Below are 15,659 nucleotides of genomic sequence, written 5' to 3'. Positions count from 1 at the left end.
CGGACACCGACAATTCCCCTGATGGTTCTTCGTCCCTGTCCCCACGGGCGGATGGGGCCTTTGACAAGAGAGAGTGTGAGGGTGCTCGTACTCGTCGCTCCCGGCCAAGGCGCTCAGACGCCCGGCTTCCTGACCCCCTGGCTCGACCTCCCCGGTGTCGAAGACCGCCTCCGTGCGTGGTCGGACGCCATCGGGCTGGACCTGGTCCACTACGGCACGAAGGCCGACGCGGACGAGATCCGTGACACCGCCGTCGCCCAGCCGCTGCTGGTCGCCTCGGCGCTGATCTCCGCGCGGCAGCTCTTCCCCGCGGCCGACGACCTCGCGCGCCAGGTGGGCGCCGCGGCCGGCCACAGCGTGGGCGAGCTGGCCGCCGCCGCGCTCACCGGGGTCCTCACCGACGAGGCCGCCCTGACGCTGGTGCGCAAGCGCGGCCAGGCCATGGCCGAGGCCGCGGCCGTCACCGAGACCGGCATGTCCGCCCTGCTGGGCGGCGAGCCGGAGGTCGTGCTGCCGCACCTGGAGAAGCTGGGCCTGACCCCGGCGAACGTGAACGGCGCGGGCCAGATCGTGGCCGCCGGTACCGCCGAGCAGCTCGCGGCCCTGGCCGAGGACAAGCCGGAGGGCACCCGGAAGGTCGTACCCTTGAAGGTCGCGGGCGCCTTCCACACCGCGCACATGGCTCCGGCCGTGTCGGCGCTGGAGGCCGCGGTCGGCGAGCTGGAGGCCGCCGACCCGCACACGCGGTACGTCTCGAACAAGGACGGCCAGGTCGTGTCCGACGGACAGGACGTGGTGCGCCGACTGGTCGGCCAGGTGGCCAACCCGGTGCGCTGGGACCTGTGCATGGAGACGTTCACCGCGCTGGGCGCCACCGCCTTCGTCGAGCTGGCGCCGGGCGGCACCCTCGTGGGTCTGGCCAAGCGGGCCATGCGCGGCGTGCCGACCCTGGCGCTGAAGACCCCCGCCGACCTCGACGCGGCCCGCTCGCTGATCGCCGAGCACGGCGCCCCGGCCGAATAGGAGTCCCGAGAGCATGACTGCGAAGATCAAGCCCGCCAAGGGCGCCCCGTACGCGCGCATCATGGGTGTCGGCGGCTACCGCCCGACCCGTGTGGTGCCCAACGAGGTGATCCTTGAGCACATCGACTCGTCCGACGAGTGGATCCGCTCGCGGTCGGGCATCGCCACCCGCCACTGGGCGGGCCCGGACGAGACCGTCACCTCCATGGCGGTGGAGGCCTCGGGCAAGGCGATCGCCGACGCGGGCATCCGGCCCGAGCAGGTCGGCGCCGTCATCGTCGCCACGGTCTCGCACCTCAAGCAGACCCCGGCCGTGGCCACGGAGATCGCGTTCAAGATCGGCACGGACAAGCCGGCCGCGTTCGACATCTCGGCGGGCTGCGCGGGCTTCGGGTACGGCCTGACCCTGGCCAAGGGCATGGTCACCGACGGCAGCGCGGAATACGTGCTGGTCATCGGCGTGGAGCGGCTGTCGGACCTGACCGACCCGGAGGACCGCGCGACGGCCTTCCTGTTCGGTGACGGCGCCGGAGCGGTGGTCGTCGGCCCGTCGAAGGAGCCGGCGATCGGCCCCACGGTGTGGGGTTCCGAGGGCGACAAGGCCAACACGATCATGCAGACGCTCCCCTGGGACGTCTACCGCACCAAGCTCGCGCCCGGCAGCGCGCCCGACTCCCTGGTCCCCGTGGAGGAGGTCCGCTACCCGGCGATCACCCAGGAGGGCCAGGCCGTCTTCCGCTGGGCCGTCTTCGAGATGGCCAAGGTCGCCCAGCAGGCGCTGGACGCGGCCGGGGTCAGCCCGCAGGACCTGGACGTCTTCATCCCGCACCAGGCCAACATGCGGATCATCGACTCGATGGTGAAGACCCTGAAGCTGCCGGAGAATGTGAAGGTCGCCCGGGACGTGGAGACCACCGGCAACACCTCGGCCGCCTCGATTCCGCTCGCGATGGAGCGGCTGCTGGCGACCGGGCAGGCGAAGAGCGGGGACACCGCGCTCGTCATCGGTTTCGGGGCGGGTCTCGTCTACGCCGCGACGGTCGTTACCCTCCCCTAGGCAAGATCTGCGCGGTCCGTACGTCCTCCGGGGCGTACGGCGCCACGCGCCGAGCTTTACCCGAATAACGCAGTTTCCGCTGAAAAACATCGAAGGAGCGCCATCATGGCCGCCACTCAGGAAGAGATCCTCGCCGGTCTCGCCGAGATCGTGAACGAGATCGCCGGGATCCCCACCGAGGACGTCCAGCTGGACAAGTCCTTCACCGACGACCTGGACGTCGACTCGCTGTCCATGGTCGAGGTCGTCGTGGCCGCCGAGGAGCGGTTCGAGGTCAAGATCCCGGACGACGACGTCAAGAACCTCAAGACCGTCGGCGACGCCGCCGATTACATCCTGAAGCACCAGGGCTGATCAGCCCCGAAGCATGTCGCCACCCCGCGGTGGCGCCGTTGATTCTCAACCCTCTACCCGTGGAGTAGGAATTTCCGTGAACGCGACCAAGAGCACCGTGGTCGTCACCGGTATCGGCGCAACCACACCGCTGGGTGGCGACAGCGCCTCGACCTGGGAGGCCCTGCTCGCCGGACGTTCCGGCGTCAGCACGCTGGAGCAGGAATGGGCGGCCGAGCTGCCCGTCCGCATCGCCGCACAGGCCGCTGTCGACCCGGGCGAGATCATCCCCCGGGCCCAGGCCCGCAAGCTGGACCGCTCCGCGCAGTTCGCGCTCATCGCGGCGCGTGAGGCGTGGGCGGACGCCGGTTTCACCGGCAAGGCCGGCGAGGACGGGTCCGTGGACCCCGACCGCCTCGGCACCGTCATCGCCTCCGGCATCGGCGGCGTGACGACCCTGCTCAGCCAGTACGACATCCTGCGGGAGAAGGGCGTCCGCCGCGTCTCCCCGCACACCGTGCCGATGCTGATGCCCAACAGCCCCTCCGCCAACGTGGGGCTGGAGGTCAACGCCCGGGCCGGCGTGCACACCCCGGTCAGCGCCTGCGCCTCCGGCGCCGAGGCCATCGGCTACGCCATCGAGATGATCCGCACCGGCCGCGCCGACGTGGTCGTCGCGGGCGGCACCGAGGCGGCCATCCACCCGCTGCCGATCGCCGCGTTCGGCAACATGATGGCGATGTCCAAGAACAACGAGGACCCGCAGGGCGCCTCGCGCCCGTACGACGCCGACCGCAACGGGTTCGTCCTGGGCGAGGGCGCCGGCGTGATCGTCCTGGAGTCCGCGGAGCACGCCGCCAAGCGCGGCGCCAAGATCTACGCCGAGGCCGTCGGCCAGGGCATCTCCGCCGACAGCCACGACATCGTGCAGCCCGAGCCCTCCGGCAACGGCATCGCGCACGCCCTGCAGAACCTGCTGGCCAACACCGACCTGAAGGCCTCCGAGATCGTGCACGTCAACGCGCACGCCACCTCGACGCCGCAGGGCGACCTGGCCGAGCTGAAGGCGCTGCGCAAGGTCTTCGGCGATGACGCCGACCACATGGCGATCTCCGCCACCAAGTCCATGACCGGCCACCTCCTGGGCGGCGCGGGCGGCGTGGAGACCGTCGCCTCGATCCTGGCGCTCAAGAACCGCGTGGCGCCGCCGACGATCAACATCACCAACCTGGACCCGGAGGCCGAGGGCGACATCGTCCGCGACAAGGCCCGCGCCCTCCCGGCCGAAGGCACCATCGCCGCGCTGAACGACTCGTTCGGCTTCGGCGGCCACAACGTGGTGCTGGCGTTCCGGTCGGTGTGAGGGCCTGATCCCGGGGCGGTGGGTCTTCTGACCCGCGGCTTCGGGGTGGGTGACGACATCTGAGCAGGGTGGCTCCTCGGCGGTTGCGCCGGGGGGCCACCTTTGCCGTTGGGGCGTTGGGCCGTTGGGCCGTTGGGCCGTTGGGCGGGAACGGGCGGCGCTCGGGTCGGCCGTCTTCCGGACGGGGACGGGCCCGGCTGTCTTACGGACGGGGACGGGCCCGGCTGTTTCTCCGACGGGAACGGGGTCGGCCGTCTTCGTACGGGATCAGGCCGACCCGCTGCCGTCACCCGTCCCCGCTCGCTCCAGGAGTGCTCACTTCGGGAAGCTCCTGCTCACTGCGGAAAGCGCCCGCTCACTGCGGAAAGCACCCGCTCACCGCGCTCGCTCACTTCGGGAAGCTCGCGAAATAGGACGCGACGGTGTCCTCGGCCCCGTGCCCCTGTTCTTCGGCACGGCGCAGGCGGGCCGCGCCGGCCGGGGCGAGGTCCAGCCGTACGCCCGCGCGGGCGGCGGCGTCGGCGATCAGGGTGGCGTCCTTGAGGGCGCCGGAGAGCGCGAACTGCGGGGTGTAGTCCCCGGTCAGGATGGCCTCCGCCTTGATCCGCAGGTATCCGGGGTCCAGCGGGCCGCCCGCGACCGCCTCCAGGAAGTCGCGCGGGTCCACGCCCAGGCCCTCGGCCAGGGACACGGTCTCCGCGGCGCCGTTGATCAGCGTCAGCACCCAGTTGTTGACCACCAGCTTGAGGCGGCTGCCGGCCCCGGCCGACGCGTCCTCGTCCAGCCACAGGGTCTTGCGCCCGATCGCGTCGAAGACCCGGTCGGCCACCGGCCGGGCGTCCCGCGCACCGGCCGCGAGCACCAGGAGCTGACCGCTCTCGGCCGGGCCCTTCGACCCCAGGACCGGCGCGTCCACCAGGCGCAGCCCGTGGGCCTGGGCGAGCCCGGCCAGTTCGGTCAGGGCCTCGGGGCCGATGGTGCCGGTCTGCGTCCACACCGTCCCGGCGCGCAGCCCCATGGCGGCCTCCCGCATGGCGGCCAGCGTCGCGGGGCCGTCGATGAAGGCGGTCAGGACGGCGTCGGCGTCCGCGACCGCCGCGGCCGGGGTGTCCGCGATCTCCACGCCGTCGGCGGCCAGCGGCTCGGCCTTGGCGCGGGTGCGGTTCCAGGCCCGTACGGCGAACCCCGCGCGGGCGAGGTTGCGGGCCATCGCGAAGCCCATGATGCCGGTGCCGAGGACCGCGACGGTCAGCCCGGCCGGGTCCGGGCCCGCGTCCTGTTCGGCCGGACGGGTGCCGGGCGTGTCCTGTTCCGCGTCACCGCGGGCCGGGTTCCCGTCGGTCCGCGCCGTTCCCGTGTTCGTCTCCATGTTCGCGTTCGTCATGTCCGCCATACCGGAACGCTAGACGTTGGAGTCCACTCGAAGGCAACCTCAGGGCCGAGGTGGCGGCCTTCAGACCACCTGATGGAGCCAGCGCACGGGAGCGCCCTCGCCCGCGTACCGGAAGGGCTCCAGCTCGTCGTCCCACGGCTTGCCGAGCAGCTTGGCGACCTCCGCCGCCAGCTCCGTCTCGCCGCTCGCCGAGCGGACCAGTGCGGCGCGCAGCCGGTCCTCGGGGATGAGGATGTCGCCGTGGATGCCCGTGACGGCATGGAAGATGCCCAGGTCAGGGGTGGCGCTGTAGCGCTCGCCCTCGGCGGTGGCGCAGGGCTCGGCGGTCACCTCGAAGCGCAGCAGGTGCCAGCCGCGCAGGGCGGAGGCGAGCTTGGAGGCCGTACCGGCCTCGCCCTGCCAGGAGAACTCAGCTCTCCAGGTGCCGGGGCACGCGGGCTGACGGATCCAGTCGAGATGGACGCGCACACCGAGAACACCCGCCACCGCCCATTCGACGTGCGGGCACAGTGCGCGTGGGGCGGAGTGGACGTACAGAACTCCACGTGTCGTCACCGGGACCTCCAGTGCGGTTCGAGGTTCGCCTTCCCCAGCGGCCTCGTGCCCGTTCCGGTCGCGGCCGGGACAGTTGCCGACATTCTGCCCCGATGATCACTTCGGCACCAGCTTGCGAGGTAACCAACAGTAAACACCATGAGACTCAATTTGCCGCAAAAGGGACAAGGGATGACGTGTTGCGTTCTCCGTGCCGACCGCACTCGCCCCTTCGGGCGCAGGCCCGACCGTTGCCGTGAAAGGTGGCGCGCGGCCGGGGACGGACGAAGAGTGACGTACCGTCGGTACCGGAACAGATATCACTCGCACACCGGAGGGGGACAGAGGATGGCGAAGGTCGGCCGGTCCACCCGGTACCGTCGTCCCTTTTCGGCCGTGGTCGGCGCGCTGGCCGCCACCGGCCTGCTGCTCTCCCTCGCCGGGTGTTCCTCCGGCTCGGACGACGACGGTTCCGGGGGCGCGCCGGACCGGGCCGGCGGCCGGGTCACCAAGCCGTCCTCCCCCGCGCCCCGCCCCACGCCCGCCTGGCGCACCGATCCGGCCTCGATCGCCGCGCTCGGCGACTCCATCACCGTCGGGTTCGACGCGTGCGGCGTGCTCTCCGAATGCCCGGAGGTCTCCTGGTCCACCGGCACCGACCCCGCGGTCGACAGCCTCGCCCGGCGCCTGGTGAAGAACCCCGCCACCCACAGCTGGAACCTCGCGCAGACCGGCGCCGTGATGGCCGACCTGCCCGCCCAGGTCGACCGGGCGGTGGCCCGCCGGCCCGAGCTCGTCACCGTCCTGATCGGCGCCAACGACGCCTGCCGGCCCACCACCGCCGCCATGACGCCCGCCGCCGACTTCCGCACCACGTTCGAGGCGTCGATGCGCAAGCTGCGGCGCGCGCTGCCCAAGACCCAGGTGTACGTCGCCGGGGTACCGGACCTGATGCGGCTGTGGTCCGAGGGACGGGAGAACCCGCTGGGCAAGCAGGTGTGGAAGCTGGGCATCTGCGCGTCCATGCTGCGCGACCCCGACGACCTCTCGAAGGCGGCGGCGGACCGGCGGCAGTCCGTGCAGGACCGGGTGACGGCGTACAACGCGGCGCTGCGGGACGTGTGCCGCAAGGACACGCTGTGCCGCTTCGACCGGGCGGTGTCCGACTACCGGTTCACCACCGGGGAGCTGAGCGCCTGGGACTGGTTCCACCCCAGTAAGGAGGGCCAGCGCGAGCTGGCGGGCCTGGCGTACAAGGAGATCACCCGCCGGGAGGAGCCGGTTACGGGAGTGGGGTGAGCGGGCCCCCGGAGTCGGTTCGATCCGGCGGCGGGTCGGCCCACGGCCGTTCCTGGTCGGCCGGAGCTCGTTCCGGGTCGGCCCAAGGCCACTCCTGGTCGTCCCACGGCCGTTCCGGGTCGCCCCAAGCTCGTTCGGGATCGTTCCGTGGTCGTTCCGCGTCGCCCCGGGAGGAGGCTCGGGCCCCTAGGTGAACCCCCGTTCCCCCTAGGGGAAACCCGGCCGTCCCTCGCGGGAGAACCCGGCGCTCCGTCAACGGCCGCACGCACGCCTCCGCCTGAAGGGCACCCGCCCCCTAGGGGATCCCGGGGATCGAAATCCTCCCGGCGGCTACCGCCCCGCGCCGTCCGGGCGACGAGGATGGAGCCCAGCCGCCGACCGGGCCCCTGCCCCGGAGACTTGGAGACCCGCCGCCCATGACCGGATCCCGCACCGCCGCCCCCGCGCACCAAGCCCCCCGCTCCGGACGGCGGGCCGCCACCGTGCGCCGCGCCGCCGGAGCCGTGCTGGTCTGCGCGGCGCTGGCCGCGGTCGTCACCGGGTGCCAGGTGACCGACGACACGCGGACGAGCGAGCGCACGTACATGGTGGACGGCAAGGTCACCGCGATCAGCGCGGTCACCGACGGCGGGGACATCGACATCGTCGCGGCCGACGAGGACGGCGGGCCCGTCCGCGTCACCGAGCACTACCGCTACGCCGACCGCAAACCCAAGACCGAGCACCACCTCAAGGACGGCGTCCTCACCCTCAAGGCCGAGGACTGCGCACCCGTGACGGACTCCTGCGAGGTGGGCTACGAGGTGCGCGTCCCCCGGACGCTGGCCGTGACGCTGCGCACCGACGGCGGCAACATCCAGGTCCGGGGCACCACCGGCGCCGTCCAGACGGACACCGCCGGCGGGAACATACAGGTCCGCGACACCACCGGGACCGTCCAGGCGGACACCGACGGCGGGAACGTCAGCGTCGAGAACGTGTCCACCAAGAAGGCGACCGTGCGCTCCGGCGGCGGAAACGTCATCGTCCGCCTCACCGACGCCCCCGACCTGGTGGACGCCTCCACGGGCGGCGGCAACGTCCAGGTCAGCCTGCCGAAGGGCCCGTACGCCGTGGACGCCCGGACCGAGGGCGGCGAGAGCTCGGTCACCGTTCCCTCGGACGCCGGTTCCTCGCACAAGGTGAAGGTGCGCAGCGACGGCGGCGATGTCATCGTCGGGTCGGCGTCCTGAGGTGAGCCCCCGGGCCGATCGCCACCGGTCCGGCTTCCGGGCCCGTCGGTCGATGACGACCCTGGCCGCCAACGGACTGCCAACGGGCGTCCCCTGACGAGGACTTCGGCCTGACCGCGGCCTCGGCCCGGCGCGGCCCGTATCGCGCCCCCGCACCAGGGCTCAGGCTCCCGCGCCCGGCTTCCGCAGCACCTCGATCACGCTGGCGTAGCTGTCCTGGGCGTGGCCCGCGTCCGCCGCCCGCTCCATGATGTCCTTCAGCAGGCGCGGCAGCGCGTTGTCCACGCCCCGGGCCTCCGCCGCGTGGATCAGGTGGTCGATGGTGGCTATCTGGATGTCCACGGTGGCGTCGTCGCCGGGGTACTCGCCCTCGTCCACCTGCGCCGCGTACCGCGTCATGAAGCCGGAGACGGCGAGCAGCCAGCGGTTGGCGAGCTCCGTGAAGGCGACGGCCTCGGCGCCCTCGGCGGTGACCACGGCGGCGCCGTGCAGCCAGCCGGTGAAGGTGGCCCACATCGTGCCGAGCAGCGCGGTGTCGTACAGGGACGCCAGCCCGTGGTCCGCGCCCAGGTGGAGCGGGTCGCCGAGGGCGGCGAGGGCCGGGCGGTGGGCGGTGAAGGTGTCGTTCGCGCCGCCGTAGAGGAACATCATGTCCGGGTTGCCGACGCCCGGCGGCGTGGTCATGATCCCGCCGTCGAGGTAGCCGGCGCCCAGCGACTCCGCCCACTCCGCCATCTCCCGGGCCTGCTCCGGGGAGCCGGAGGTCAGGTTGACCAGGGTCCGGCCGGCGAGGTCGGCGGCCACCGGGTCCAGCACCTCGTGCAGCGCGTCGTAGTCCCGTACGCACGCGACGATCAGACGGCTCGCGGTGATGGCGGCGGCCGGGTCGTCGGCCCGCCGGGCACCGCGCTCCACCAGGGCGGCGGCCTTCTCCGGGGAACGGTTCCACACGGTGGTGGGGTGGCCCCGGTCCAGGAACGCGGCGGCCAGCGCCGTGCCCATCTGCCCCAGCCCGAGGACGGTGACGGCCTCGCGCCCGTCCTGTCCCTGCTGCTCCTGCTGCTCCTGCTGCTCCTGTGCGGCGTCTCGCGTGTGGTCGTGCATGGGTGCTCTCCTCGCAACGTCCGCGCCGGCGGCGGCGGATGTCGTCCGTTGACATCCGTCCGCCGGGCCGCGGTGATCTCGTACGGACCACGCTCGCAGGACGCGCTACGGCGGGACAGTGGCGTAACTGACGGCCACCACCAAAATCCTGCCGCCGGGTGTCGTAGCCTGACCCGCATGAATCCCGGGACGGTCGCCATCGTGGTGACGGACGACGCCGACATTCCGCTGTGGGACCTGTACGAACTGAGCGTCGCGTACACCGTCTTCGGCATCCCGCAGCCCGACCTCGCCGACCGCTGGTACACCGTCCGGCTGTGCGGCTCACGGGACGCGCCCCCGCCCGAGGGCGCGCCGCCCGCGCCCGGCGGCTCCGGGCTGATGCTGCGGGCGGGGTACGGCTTCGAGGACCTGGTGGACGCCGACACGGTGATCGTGCCGTCCGTCCCCGAGGCGTGCATCACGGGTGAACGCCCCTTCCCGGCCGGTCTGATCCGCGCGCTCCGCCGGGCGTACGACGGCGGCTCACGGATGGTCTCCCTGTGCGCGGGCGCGTTCGCGCTGGCCGAGGCGGGGGTGCTGGACGGCCGCCGCGCCACCGCCCACTGGCAGCACACGGCCGAACTCGCCCAGCGCTACCCGAAGGTCCGGGTGGACGACTCGGTGCTGTACGTGGACGACGGCGACGTCCTGACCAGCGCCGGGTCCACGGCCGGCCTCGACCTGTGCCTCCACCTCGTCCGCCGCGACCTCGGCGCCCGGGTGGCCAACCAACTGGCCCGCCGCCTGGTGGTGCCCGCCCACCGCCCCGGTGGCCAGGCCCAGTTCATCAGCACGCCCGTACCCGCCACGGACGACGAAAGCCTCGCCCCCGTCCTGGCCTGGGCCTGCGAACGCCTCGACCAGCCCCTGACCGTCGCCGACCTCGCCCGCCGCGCCGCGATGAGCCCCCGCACCTTCCACCGCCGCCTCCTGGAGACCACCGGCACCACCCCCCTGCGCTGGCTCCTCCACCAGCGCCTGACCCGCGTGCGCGACCTTCTGGAGTCCACCACCCTGCCGGTCGAGCGCGTCGCCGAACTCGGCGGCTTCGGCACGTCCAACAACCTGCGCCATCACTTCGTCCGGCACGTGGGGGTGAGCCCGGTGGAGTACCGCAGGGCGTTCCCGGGGGGCGGGGCGGCGGACGCCGCGAGCGCGGCCGGACGGCGGCGGGCGGCTTGAGGGGAACGCGCGGCCCGAAGGGCGCGGACGACTCGACGGCGGGGCGCGGCTCGAAGGCGGTGCACGGCCGGACGCGGGCGCGCGGCTCGAAGGCGGGGCGCGGCTCGACGGCGTGAAAGGCGCATGCGGAGAAGGGGCGCCACGCTGACCTGAAGTCCGAGGGGGGCAGTCCGACCTTCCCCTCAGGGGGGTGGGTGTGCGGAAGGCCAGACTGCGGAGAACTCGCCGGGGCGTGGATCAGGGGTGGTGGGCCGGTCCATGCGTCGGCGGCCGAGCGTGCCGCGGATACCACCGCAGGTCCTGCGCGAGGTGGCGAGGGCTGCCGTGGAGCGGTGGGCCCGCCCGCGATGGGCGCGCGGGGGGCGGGCGGAAGGTCACAGGCCGGCGCCGGCCAGCACGCGCAGTGCCGTGGTCGCCAGGTCGTTCAGGCGCTGCCGGGGCAGGCGCGCGGCGGGCCCCGAGATGCCCAGGGCGGCCTGCACGCGGCCCTGCCGGCGGACCGGGACGGCCACGCAGCACAGGCCGGGCTGGAAGTTCTCCAGGTCCAGGGCGTATTGGCGCTCGCGGATGATCTCGACTTGGTCTTGCCACTGCTCCCACTTGGCGGGGGACTCCTTGTGGGCGGCCTGCGCCGCCCCGGTACAGAAGGCCAGGAGGACATGGCCGATGGCGGTGTCGAAGAAGGGCTCGCGTCCGCCGACGGGGACGGCGAGTTTCAAGGGCTGGGACGACTCCACGGCGTCGAGGTAGACGTAGTCCCGCAGGGCCGGGGCCGCGAGGTAGCAGGTTTCCCCGCTGAGCGAGGAGAGTTCCTCCAGTACCGGGCGGACCTGGGCGCGCAGGGCCTCGTCGTTGCCCACCGCGCCGCGGGCGATCTCGGCGACGCGTTCGGTGACGAAGTACCGGCCGCCGTGCGAATGCTGGGTCAGGTAACCGCAGGACTCCAAGGTCGCCAGGAGGTTGTGGGCGGTGCTGCGGAAGAGGCCCATCGCCTCCGCGGCGTCGCTGAGCCTGACGCCGTCCGGCGAGGCCCCGATCACTTCCAGGAGCCCCAGGGCGCGTACCACGGACTGGATGCGGCGAGGGCCGCCACTCTCGCCTGTATGTTCCACCATATAGAATTCACAAGCTCTCTATGTAGACGTTTCCGCATCGTAAAACCGTGCATGCTACACTCGCACCGCCACGTCACGGAGTGTCAGTTCCGCGATGTGGGACAACATGATCGAATGTTGCACCCAATTCAATATTAGCCAATCGATTGGGCTAAAAGGTTGCCATCCGTAACCGGGTGTGTCCCGGCGTGATGGGCGGCATGGGGGGTGCCAACGTTTTCGAAGTCTGCCGGCGAAGGAAGCGGACGGGACGAGACGGGCACATGTCGATTACTCCTTCCGCATTCCTCCACGGCGGTCGCCGAGGACCGCGGTTTTCAGTCTTGCTGTGCAGCGTCGCACGGGCAGGCTCCTCCTTCTCGCGTACATCCAGTTGAGGAGTGGGTTTGATGCCAAGCGTTGCAGGAACGGATATCGATGCCGAAGCACTGCCTGCGGCGGAGCAGGCGACGGGAGACTTCTGGCTGGCGATGCACCAGGAGACCGTCACCCTCCCCCTGGCGTTATTACTGACACCCTCCGACTCGCCGCGGAGCGGTGGTGTCGACACCGACCACGTACGAGCCCTCGCCGAGCTCGAAACCCGCCTGCCCCCCATCACCGTGCACCGGCCGACGATGCGCGTCGTGGACGGCGTGCACCGGCTCAAGGCCGCACAGCTGCGCGGCGACACGGAGATCGAAGCGCGGCTCTTCGAGGGCACGGAGGAAGAGGCCTTTGTCCTCGCGGTGGGCAAGAACGTCCGCCACGGCCTGCCGCTGACCGTCCAGGAACGCTGCGCCGCCGCCGTCCGCATCATGTCCTCCTACCCCGCCTGGTCCGACCGGCGCATCGCCGAGACGGCCGGACTCTCGGCGAAGACCGTCGCCGACCTCCGCCGCCGCGAACTCACCGACCAGGCCATGCCCGCGGCCCGCACCGGACGGGACGGCCGGGTCCGCCCGGTCAGCAGCGCGGCGGGACGCGAACGAGCCGCGCAACTGCTCAGGCAGTGCCCCACGGCCTCCCTGCGCGAAGTCGCCAAGGCGGCCGGCATCTCCCCCGGCACCGTCCGCAACGTCCGGGACCGGATCACCCGGGGCCAGGACCCGGTACCGCCGCGCCAGCGGACGAACCGGCCCGCCGCCCCCCAGGCCGAGGCGCAGCCGCGCACCCCCGGCGCGTCCCCGCGCGGCGCGGCGCAGGACGAGCAGGCCGCCGGCCGGCAGGTGCTGCGGGATTTCGACGCCGCCCTGCGGGTCCTGCGCAAGGACCCCGCCCTGCGGTTCACCGACGCCGGGCGCCTGGTGCTGCGCCTGCTGGAGACGCGGTCGGTCTTCATCACCCAGCGCAGCCAGCTGCTGGACACCCTCCCGCAGCACTGCATGCCGACCCTCTCCACCGCGCTGCGGCAATGCGCCGAATCCTGGCACGAATTCGCCGAGCAACTGGACCGCAGCGACCCCTTCGGGGATTCGCGCGCAGGATAACCGCGCCGCCACCGGGAAATAAAACCCGTATTGCCGAACCAGCGTGCAACTGAGGAAATGAACACTTGCTCACCGCGCACGGCATGCATTCGCGCGGGCCTCGGTTGCACGCTGTTTCCCTTTGCAACGGGAACTCCTATGGTTATCGGCATGCGGCGAACCGAAATCAAAAAAGCAGTTATCCCCGTTGCCGGTCTCGGAACCCGATTCCTGCCCGCGACAAAGGCGACTCCCAAAGAAATGCTCCCGGTCGTGGACAAGCCGGCTCTGCAATACGTCGTGGAAGAGGCGTGCCGTGCCGGATTGGACGACATATTGATGGTGACCGGCCGCAACAAGCGCCCCCTGGAGGACCATTTCGATCGCAACTGGGAACTGGAAGAGGCCCTGGAGCGCAAGGGCGACACCGCCCGGCTCTCCCGCGTCCGTGAATCGGCGCGCCTGGGAGACGTGCACTACGTCCGGCAGGGCGACCCGCTCGGCCTCGGCCACGCGGTCCTGTGCGCCGCGCCCCACGTAGGGAACGAACCGTTCGCCGTCCTGCTGGGAGACGACCTCATCGACCCCCGGGACCCGCTGCTGACCCGCATGAGCGAGGTGCACCAGCGGTTCGGCGGGAGCGTGGTGGCGCTGATGGACGTGCCCGCCGACCAGATCGGCCTGTACGGCTGCGCCGCGGCGGCCCCCACCGACACCGAGGACGTCGTGCGCGTCGGCGCCCTGGTGGAGAAGCCCGACCCCCGCACCGCGCCGAGCAACTACGCCGTCATCGGCCGGTACATCCTCGACCCCGGCGTCTTCGACGTCCTGCGGACCCTGCCCCCGGGGCGCGGCGGCGAGATCCAGCTCACCGACGCCCTGCAGCGGCTCGCCCAGAGCACCACCGCCGGCCCCGTGCACGGGGTGGTCTTCACCGGACGCCGCTACGACACCGGCGACCGGGCCGACTACCTGCGCACCGTGGTGCGCCTGGCCGCCGAACACCAGGAACTGGGCCGGGACTTCCGGGCCTGGCTGCGCGCCTACGTCCTGGACGGCATGCCCGCCGACGACCTGGACGAGCTGACCACGGCGCTGGTGGCATGAACCCGCCGCAGCGACCGCACCGCGTACCCCGCTGGCCGGAGAGGAACGATGAGCACACCGCTTGAGGACATCGTGAAGGCGTACGACGTGCGCGGCGTGGTCCCCGACCAGTGGGACGAGCCGCTGGCCGAGCTGTTCGGCGCGGCGTTCGCCGAGGTCACCGGCGCGTCCGCGATCGTGATCGGGCATGACATGCGGCCCTCGTCGCCGGGGCTGTCCCGGGCGTTCGGACGCGGCGCCGCGGCGCGCGGGGCCGACGTCACCGAGATCGGGCTGTGCTCGACCGACGAGCTCTATTACGCCAGCGGCGCGCTGGACCTCCCCGGCGCGATGTTCACCGCCTCGCACAACCCGGCCCGCTACAACGGCATCAAGATGTGCCGGGCGGGCGCCGCGCCGATCGGCCAGGACACCGGCCTGGCCGAGATCCGCGCCCTGGTCGAGAAGTGGGCCGAGGGCGGCGCCCCCGGGCCGGTCGCGCGGACCGGCCGCGTCACCCGGCGCGACGTGCTGGACGATTACGCGGCCCACCTGCGCTCCCTGGTCGACCTGGCGCACATCCGCCCGCTGAAGGTCGTCGTGGACACGGGCAACGGCATGGGCGGCCACACCGTCCCCACGGTCTTCCGGGGCCTGCCGGTCGAGCTGGACCCGCTGTACTTCGAGCTGGACGGAACGTTCCCCCATCACGAGGCCAACCCGATGGAGCCGGAGAACATCGTGGACCTCCAGGCCCGGGTGCGCGAGGTGGGCGCCGACATCGGCCTGGCCTTCGACGGGGACGCCGACCGCTGCTTCGTCGTGGACGAGAACGGCGATCCGGTCTCCCCCTCCGTCATCACCGCCCTGGTGGCCTCCCGCGAACTGGCCAGGCATCCCGGCGCCGCGGTCATCCACAACTGCATCACCTCCTGGTCCGTCCCCGAGGTCGTCGAGGAGAGCGGCGGCACGCCGGTGCGCACCCGGGTGGGCCACTCCTTCATCAAGGCCGAGATGGCCAGAACCGGCGCGGTCTTCGGCGGGGAGCACTCCGCGCACTACTACTTCCGCGACTTCTGGAACGCCGACACCGGCATGCTCGCCGCCCTGCACATCCTGGCGGCGCTCGGCGGCCAGGACGGCCCGCTCTCGCGCCTGGCCGCGCGGTACGACCGGTACGCGGCCTCCGGAGAGATCAACAGCACCGTCGGCGACCAGGCCGGCCGGCTCGCCGCGGTCAGGGCCGCCTACGAGGGCCGCGAAGGCGTGGAGCTGGACGAACTGGACGGCCTGACCGTCACCGCCGCCGACTGGTGGTTCAACCTGCGCCCCTCCAACACCGAGCCGTTGCTGCGCCTGAACGCCGAGGCGCGGGACACGGCCACCGTGAACCGGGTGCGGGACGAGGTGCTGGCCCTGGTACGGGCCTGAGCGCTCCCGGCGGGGCC

Annotated in this window: 14 protein-coding genes; 10 read left to right on the top strand and 4 right to left on the bottom strand. The window is 72.1% G+C overall.

Annotation, left to right across the window (positions count from 1 at the left end; genetic code table 11):
- The first annotated feature begins 81 nt into the window (after nucleotides 1-81).
- The 4 genes from ABZX96_RS11680 (at nucleotide 82) to ABZX96_RS11665 (ending at nucleotide 3,776) form a co-directional block, all read left to right on the top strand.
- Nucleotides 82-1,023, top strand: coding sequence for an ACP S-malonyltransferase (locus ABZX96_RS11680; RefSeq protein ID WP_355541748.1), 942 nt, complete (start codon nucleotides 82-84; stop codon nucleotides 1,021-1,023).
- Between the two features lie 13 nt (nucleotides 1,024-1,036).
- Complete coding sequence (locus ABZX96_RS11675; protein WP_355541745.1) at nucleotides 1,037-2,080, top strand: ketoacyl-ACP synthase III; 1,044 nt, start codon at nucleotides 1,037-1,039, stop codon at nucleotides 2,078-2,080.
- 105 nt (nucleotides 2,081-2,185) lie between these two features.
- Nucleotides 2,186-2,434 (top strand): acyl carrier protein, encoded by a 249-nt coding sequence (locus tag ABZX96_RS11670; RefSeq protein ID WP_355541742.1) that lies wholly within the window; start codon nucleotides 2,186-2,188, stop codon nucleotides 2,432-2,434.
- Between the two features lie 76 nt (nucleotides 2,435-2,510).
- Complete coding sequence (locus tag ABZX96_RS11665; protein WP_355541739.1) at nucleotides 2,511-3,776, top strand: beta-ketoacyl-[acyl-carrier-protein] synthase family protein; 1,266 nt, start codon at nucleotides 2,511-2,513, stop codon at nucleotides 3,774-3,776.
- Between the two features lie 388 nt (nucleotides 3,777-4,164).
- Here the strand turns inward: ABZX96_RS11665 and ABZX96_RS11660 are convergent, their stop codons facing one another.
- On the bottom strand, nucleotides 4,165-5,169 hold the full coding sequence (locus ABZX96_RS11660; protein WP_355541736.1) for an NAD(P)-dependent oxidoreductase: 1,005 nt from the start codon (nucleotides 5,167-5,169) through the stop codon (nucleotides 4,165-4,167).
- Between the two features lie 60 nt (nucleotides 5,170-5,229).
- Nucleotides 5,230-5,724, bottom strand: a complete 495-nt coding sequence (locus tag ABZX96_RS11655) for a DUF3145 domain-containing protein (protein ID WP_355541733.1) — start codon at nucleotides 5,722-5,724, stop codon at nucleotides 5,230-5,232.
- Nucleotides 5,725-6,051: 327 nt separating this feature from the next.
- Between ABZX96_RS11655 and ABZX96_RS11650 the strand changes: the two genes are divergently transcribed.
- Both ABZX96_RS11650 and ABZX96_RS11645 read left to right on the top strand, forming a co-directional pair.
- Nucleotides 6,052-7,002 (top strand): SGNH/GDSL hydrolase family protein, encoded by a 951-nt coding sequence (locus tag ABZX96_RS11650; RefSeq protein ID WP_355541730.1) that lies wholly within the window; start codon nucleotides 6,052-6,054, stop codon nucleotides 7,000-7,002.
- A 416-nt stretch (nucleotides 7,003-7,418) separates the two neighbouring features.
- On the top strand, nucleotides 7,419-8,234 hold the full coding sequence (locus ABZX96_RS11645) for a DUF4097 family beta strand repeat-containing protein (protein ID WP_355541727.1): 816 nt from the start codon (nucleotides 7,419-7,421) through the stop codon (nucleotides 8,232-8,234).
- 162 nt (nucleotides 8,235-8,396) lie between these two features.
- Here the strand turns inward: ABZX96_RS11645 and ABZX96_RS11640 are convergent, their stop codons facing one another.
- Nucleotides 8,397-9,236: an NAD(P)-binding domain-containing protein gene (locus ABZX96_RS11640; RefSeq protein WP_355541835.1), complete on the bottom strand. Its 840-nt coding sequence runs from the start codon at nucleotides 9,234-9,236 to the stop codon at nucleotides 8,397-8,399.
- Nucleotides 9,237-9,515: 279 nt separating this feature from the next.
- On the opposite strand from ABZX96_RS11640, the gene ABZX96_RS11635 reads away from it, so the two are divergent.
- Nucleotides 9,516-10,562: a helix-turn-helix domain-containing protein gene (locus tag ABZX96_RS11635; protein ID WP_355541724.1), complete on the top strand. Its 1,047-nt coding sequence runs from the start codon at nucleotides 9,516-9,518 to the stop codon at nucleotides 10,560-10,562.
- 374 nt (nucleotides 10,563-10,936) lie between these two features.
- Here the strand turns inward: ABZX96_RS11635 and ABZX96_RS11630 are convergent, their stop codons facing one another.
- On the bottom strand, nucleotides 10,937-11,629 hold the full coding sequence (locus tag ABZX96_RS11630; protein WP_355541721.1) for an IclR family transcriptional regulator: 693 nt from the start codon (nucleotides 11,627-11,629) through the stop codon (nucleotides 10,937-10,939).
- Nucleotides 11,630-12,066: 437 nt separating this feature from the next.
- Here ABZX96_RS11630 and ABZX96_RS11625 point away from each other — a divergent pair, with 437 nt between their 5' ends.
- From ABZX96_RS11625 to ABZX96_RS11615, 3 genes are all read left to right on the top strand, one after another.
- Nucleotides 12,067-13,146, top strand: coding sequence for a ParB N-terminal domain-containing protein (locus ABZX96_RS11625; protein WP_355541718.1), 1,080 nt, complete (start codon nucleotides 12,067-12,069; stop codon nucleotides 13,144-13,146).
- Nucleotides 13,147-13,296: 150 nt separating this feature from the next.
- On the top strand, nucleotides 13,297-14,232 hold the full coding sequence (gene galU / locus ABZX96_RS11620; protein ID WP_355541715.1) for a UTP--glucose-1-phosphate uridylyltransferase GalU: 936 nt from the start codon (nucleotides 13,297-13,299) through the stop codon (nucleotides 14,230-14,232).
- 48 nt (nucleotides 14,233-14,280) lie between these two features.
- Nucleotides 14,281-15,642, top strand: a complete 1,362-nt coding sequence (locus tag ABZX96_RS11615) for a phosphomannomutase/phosphoglucomutase (protein ID WP_355541712.1) — start codon at nucleotides 14,281-14,283, stop codon at nucleotides 15,640-15,642.
- The last annotated feature ends 17 nt before the right edge of the window (nucleotides 15,643-15,659 follow it).

The organism is Streptomyces sp. NPDC003077 (assembly GCF_040611095.1).
GTDB lineage: Bacteria > Actinomycetota > Actinomycetes > Streptomycetales > Streptomycetaceae > Streptomyces.
Note: the sequence above shows the minus strand (reverse complement) of the source record. Positions and strands in the feature narration are given on the sequence as shown.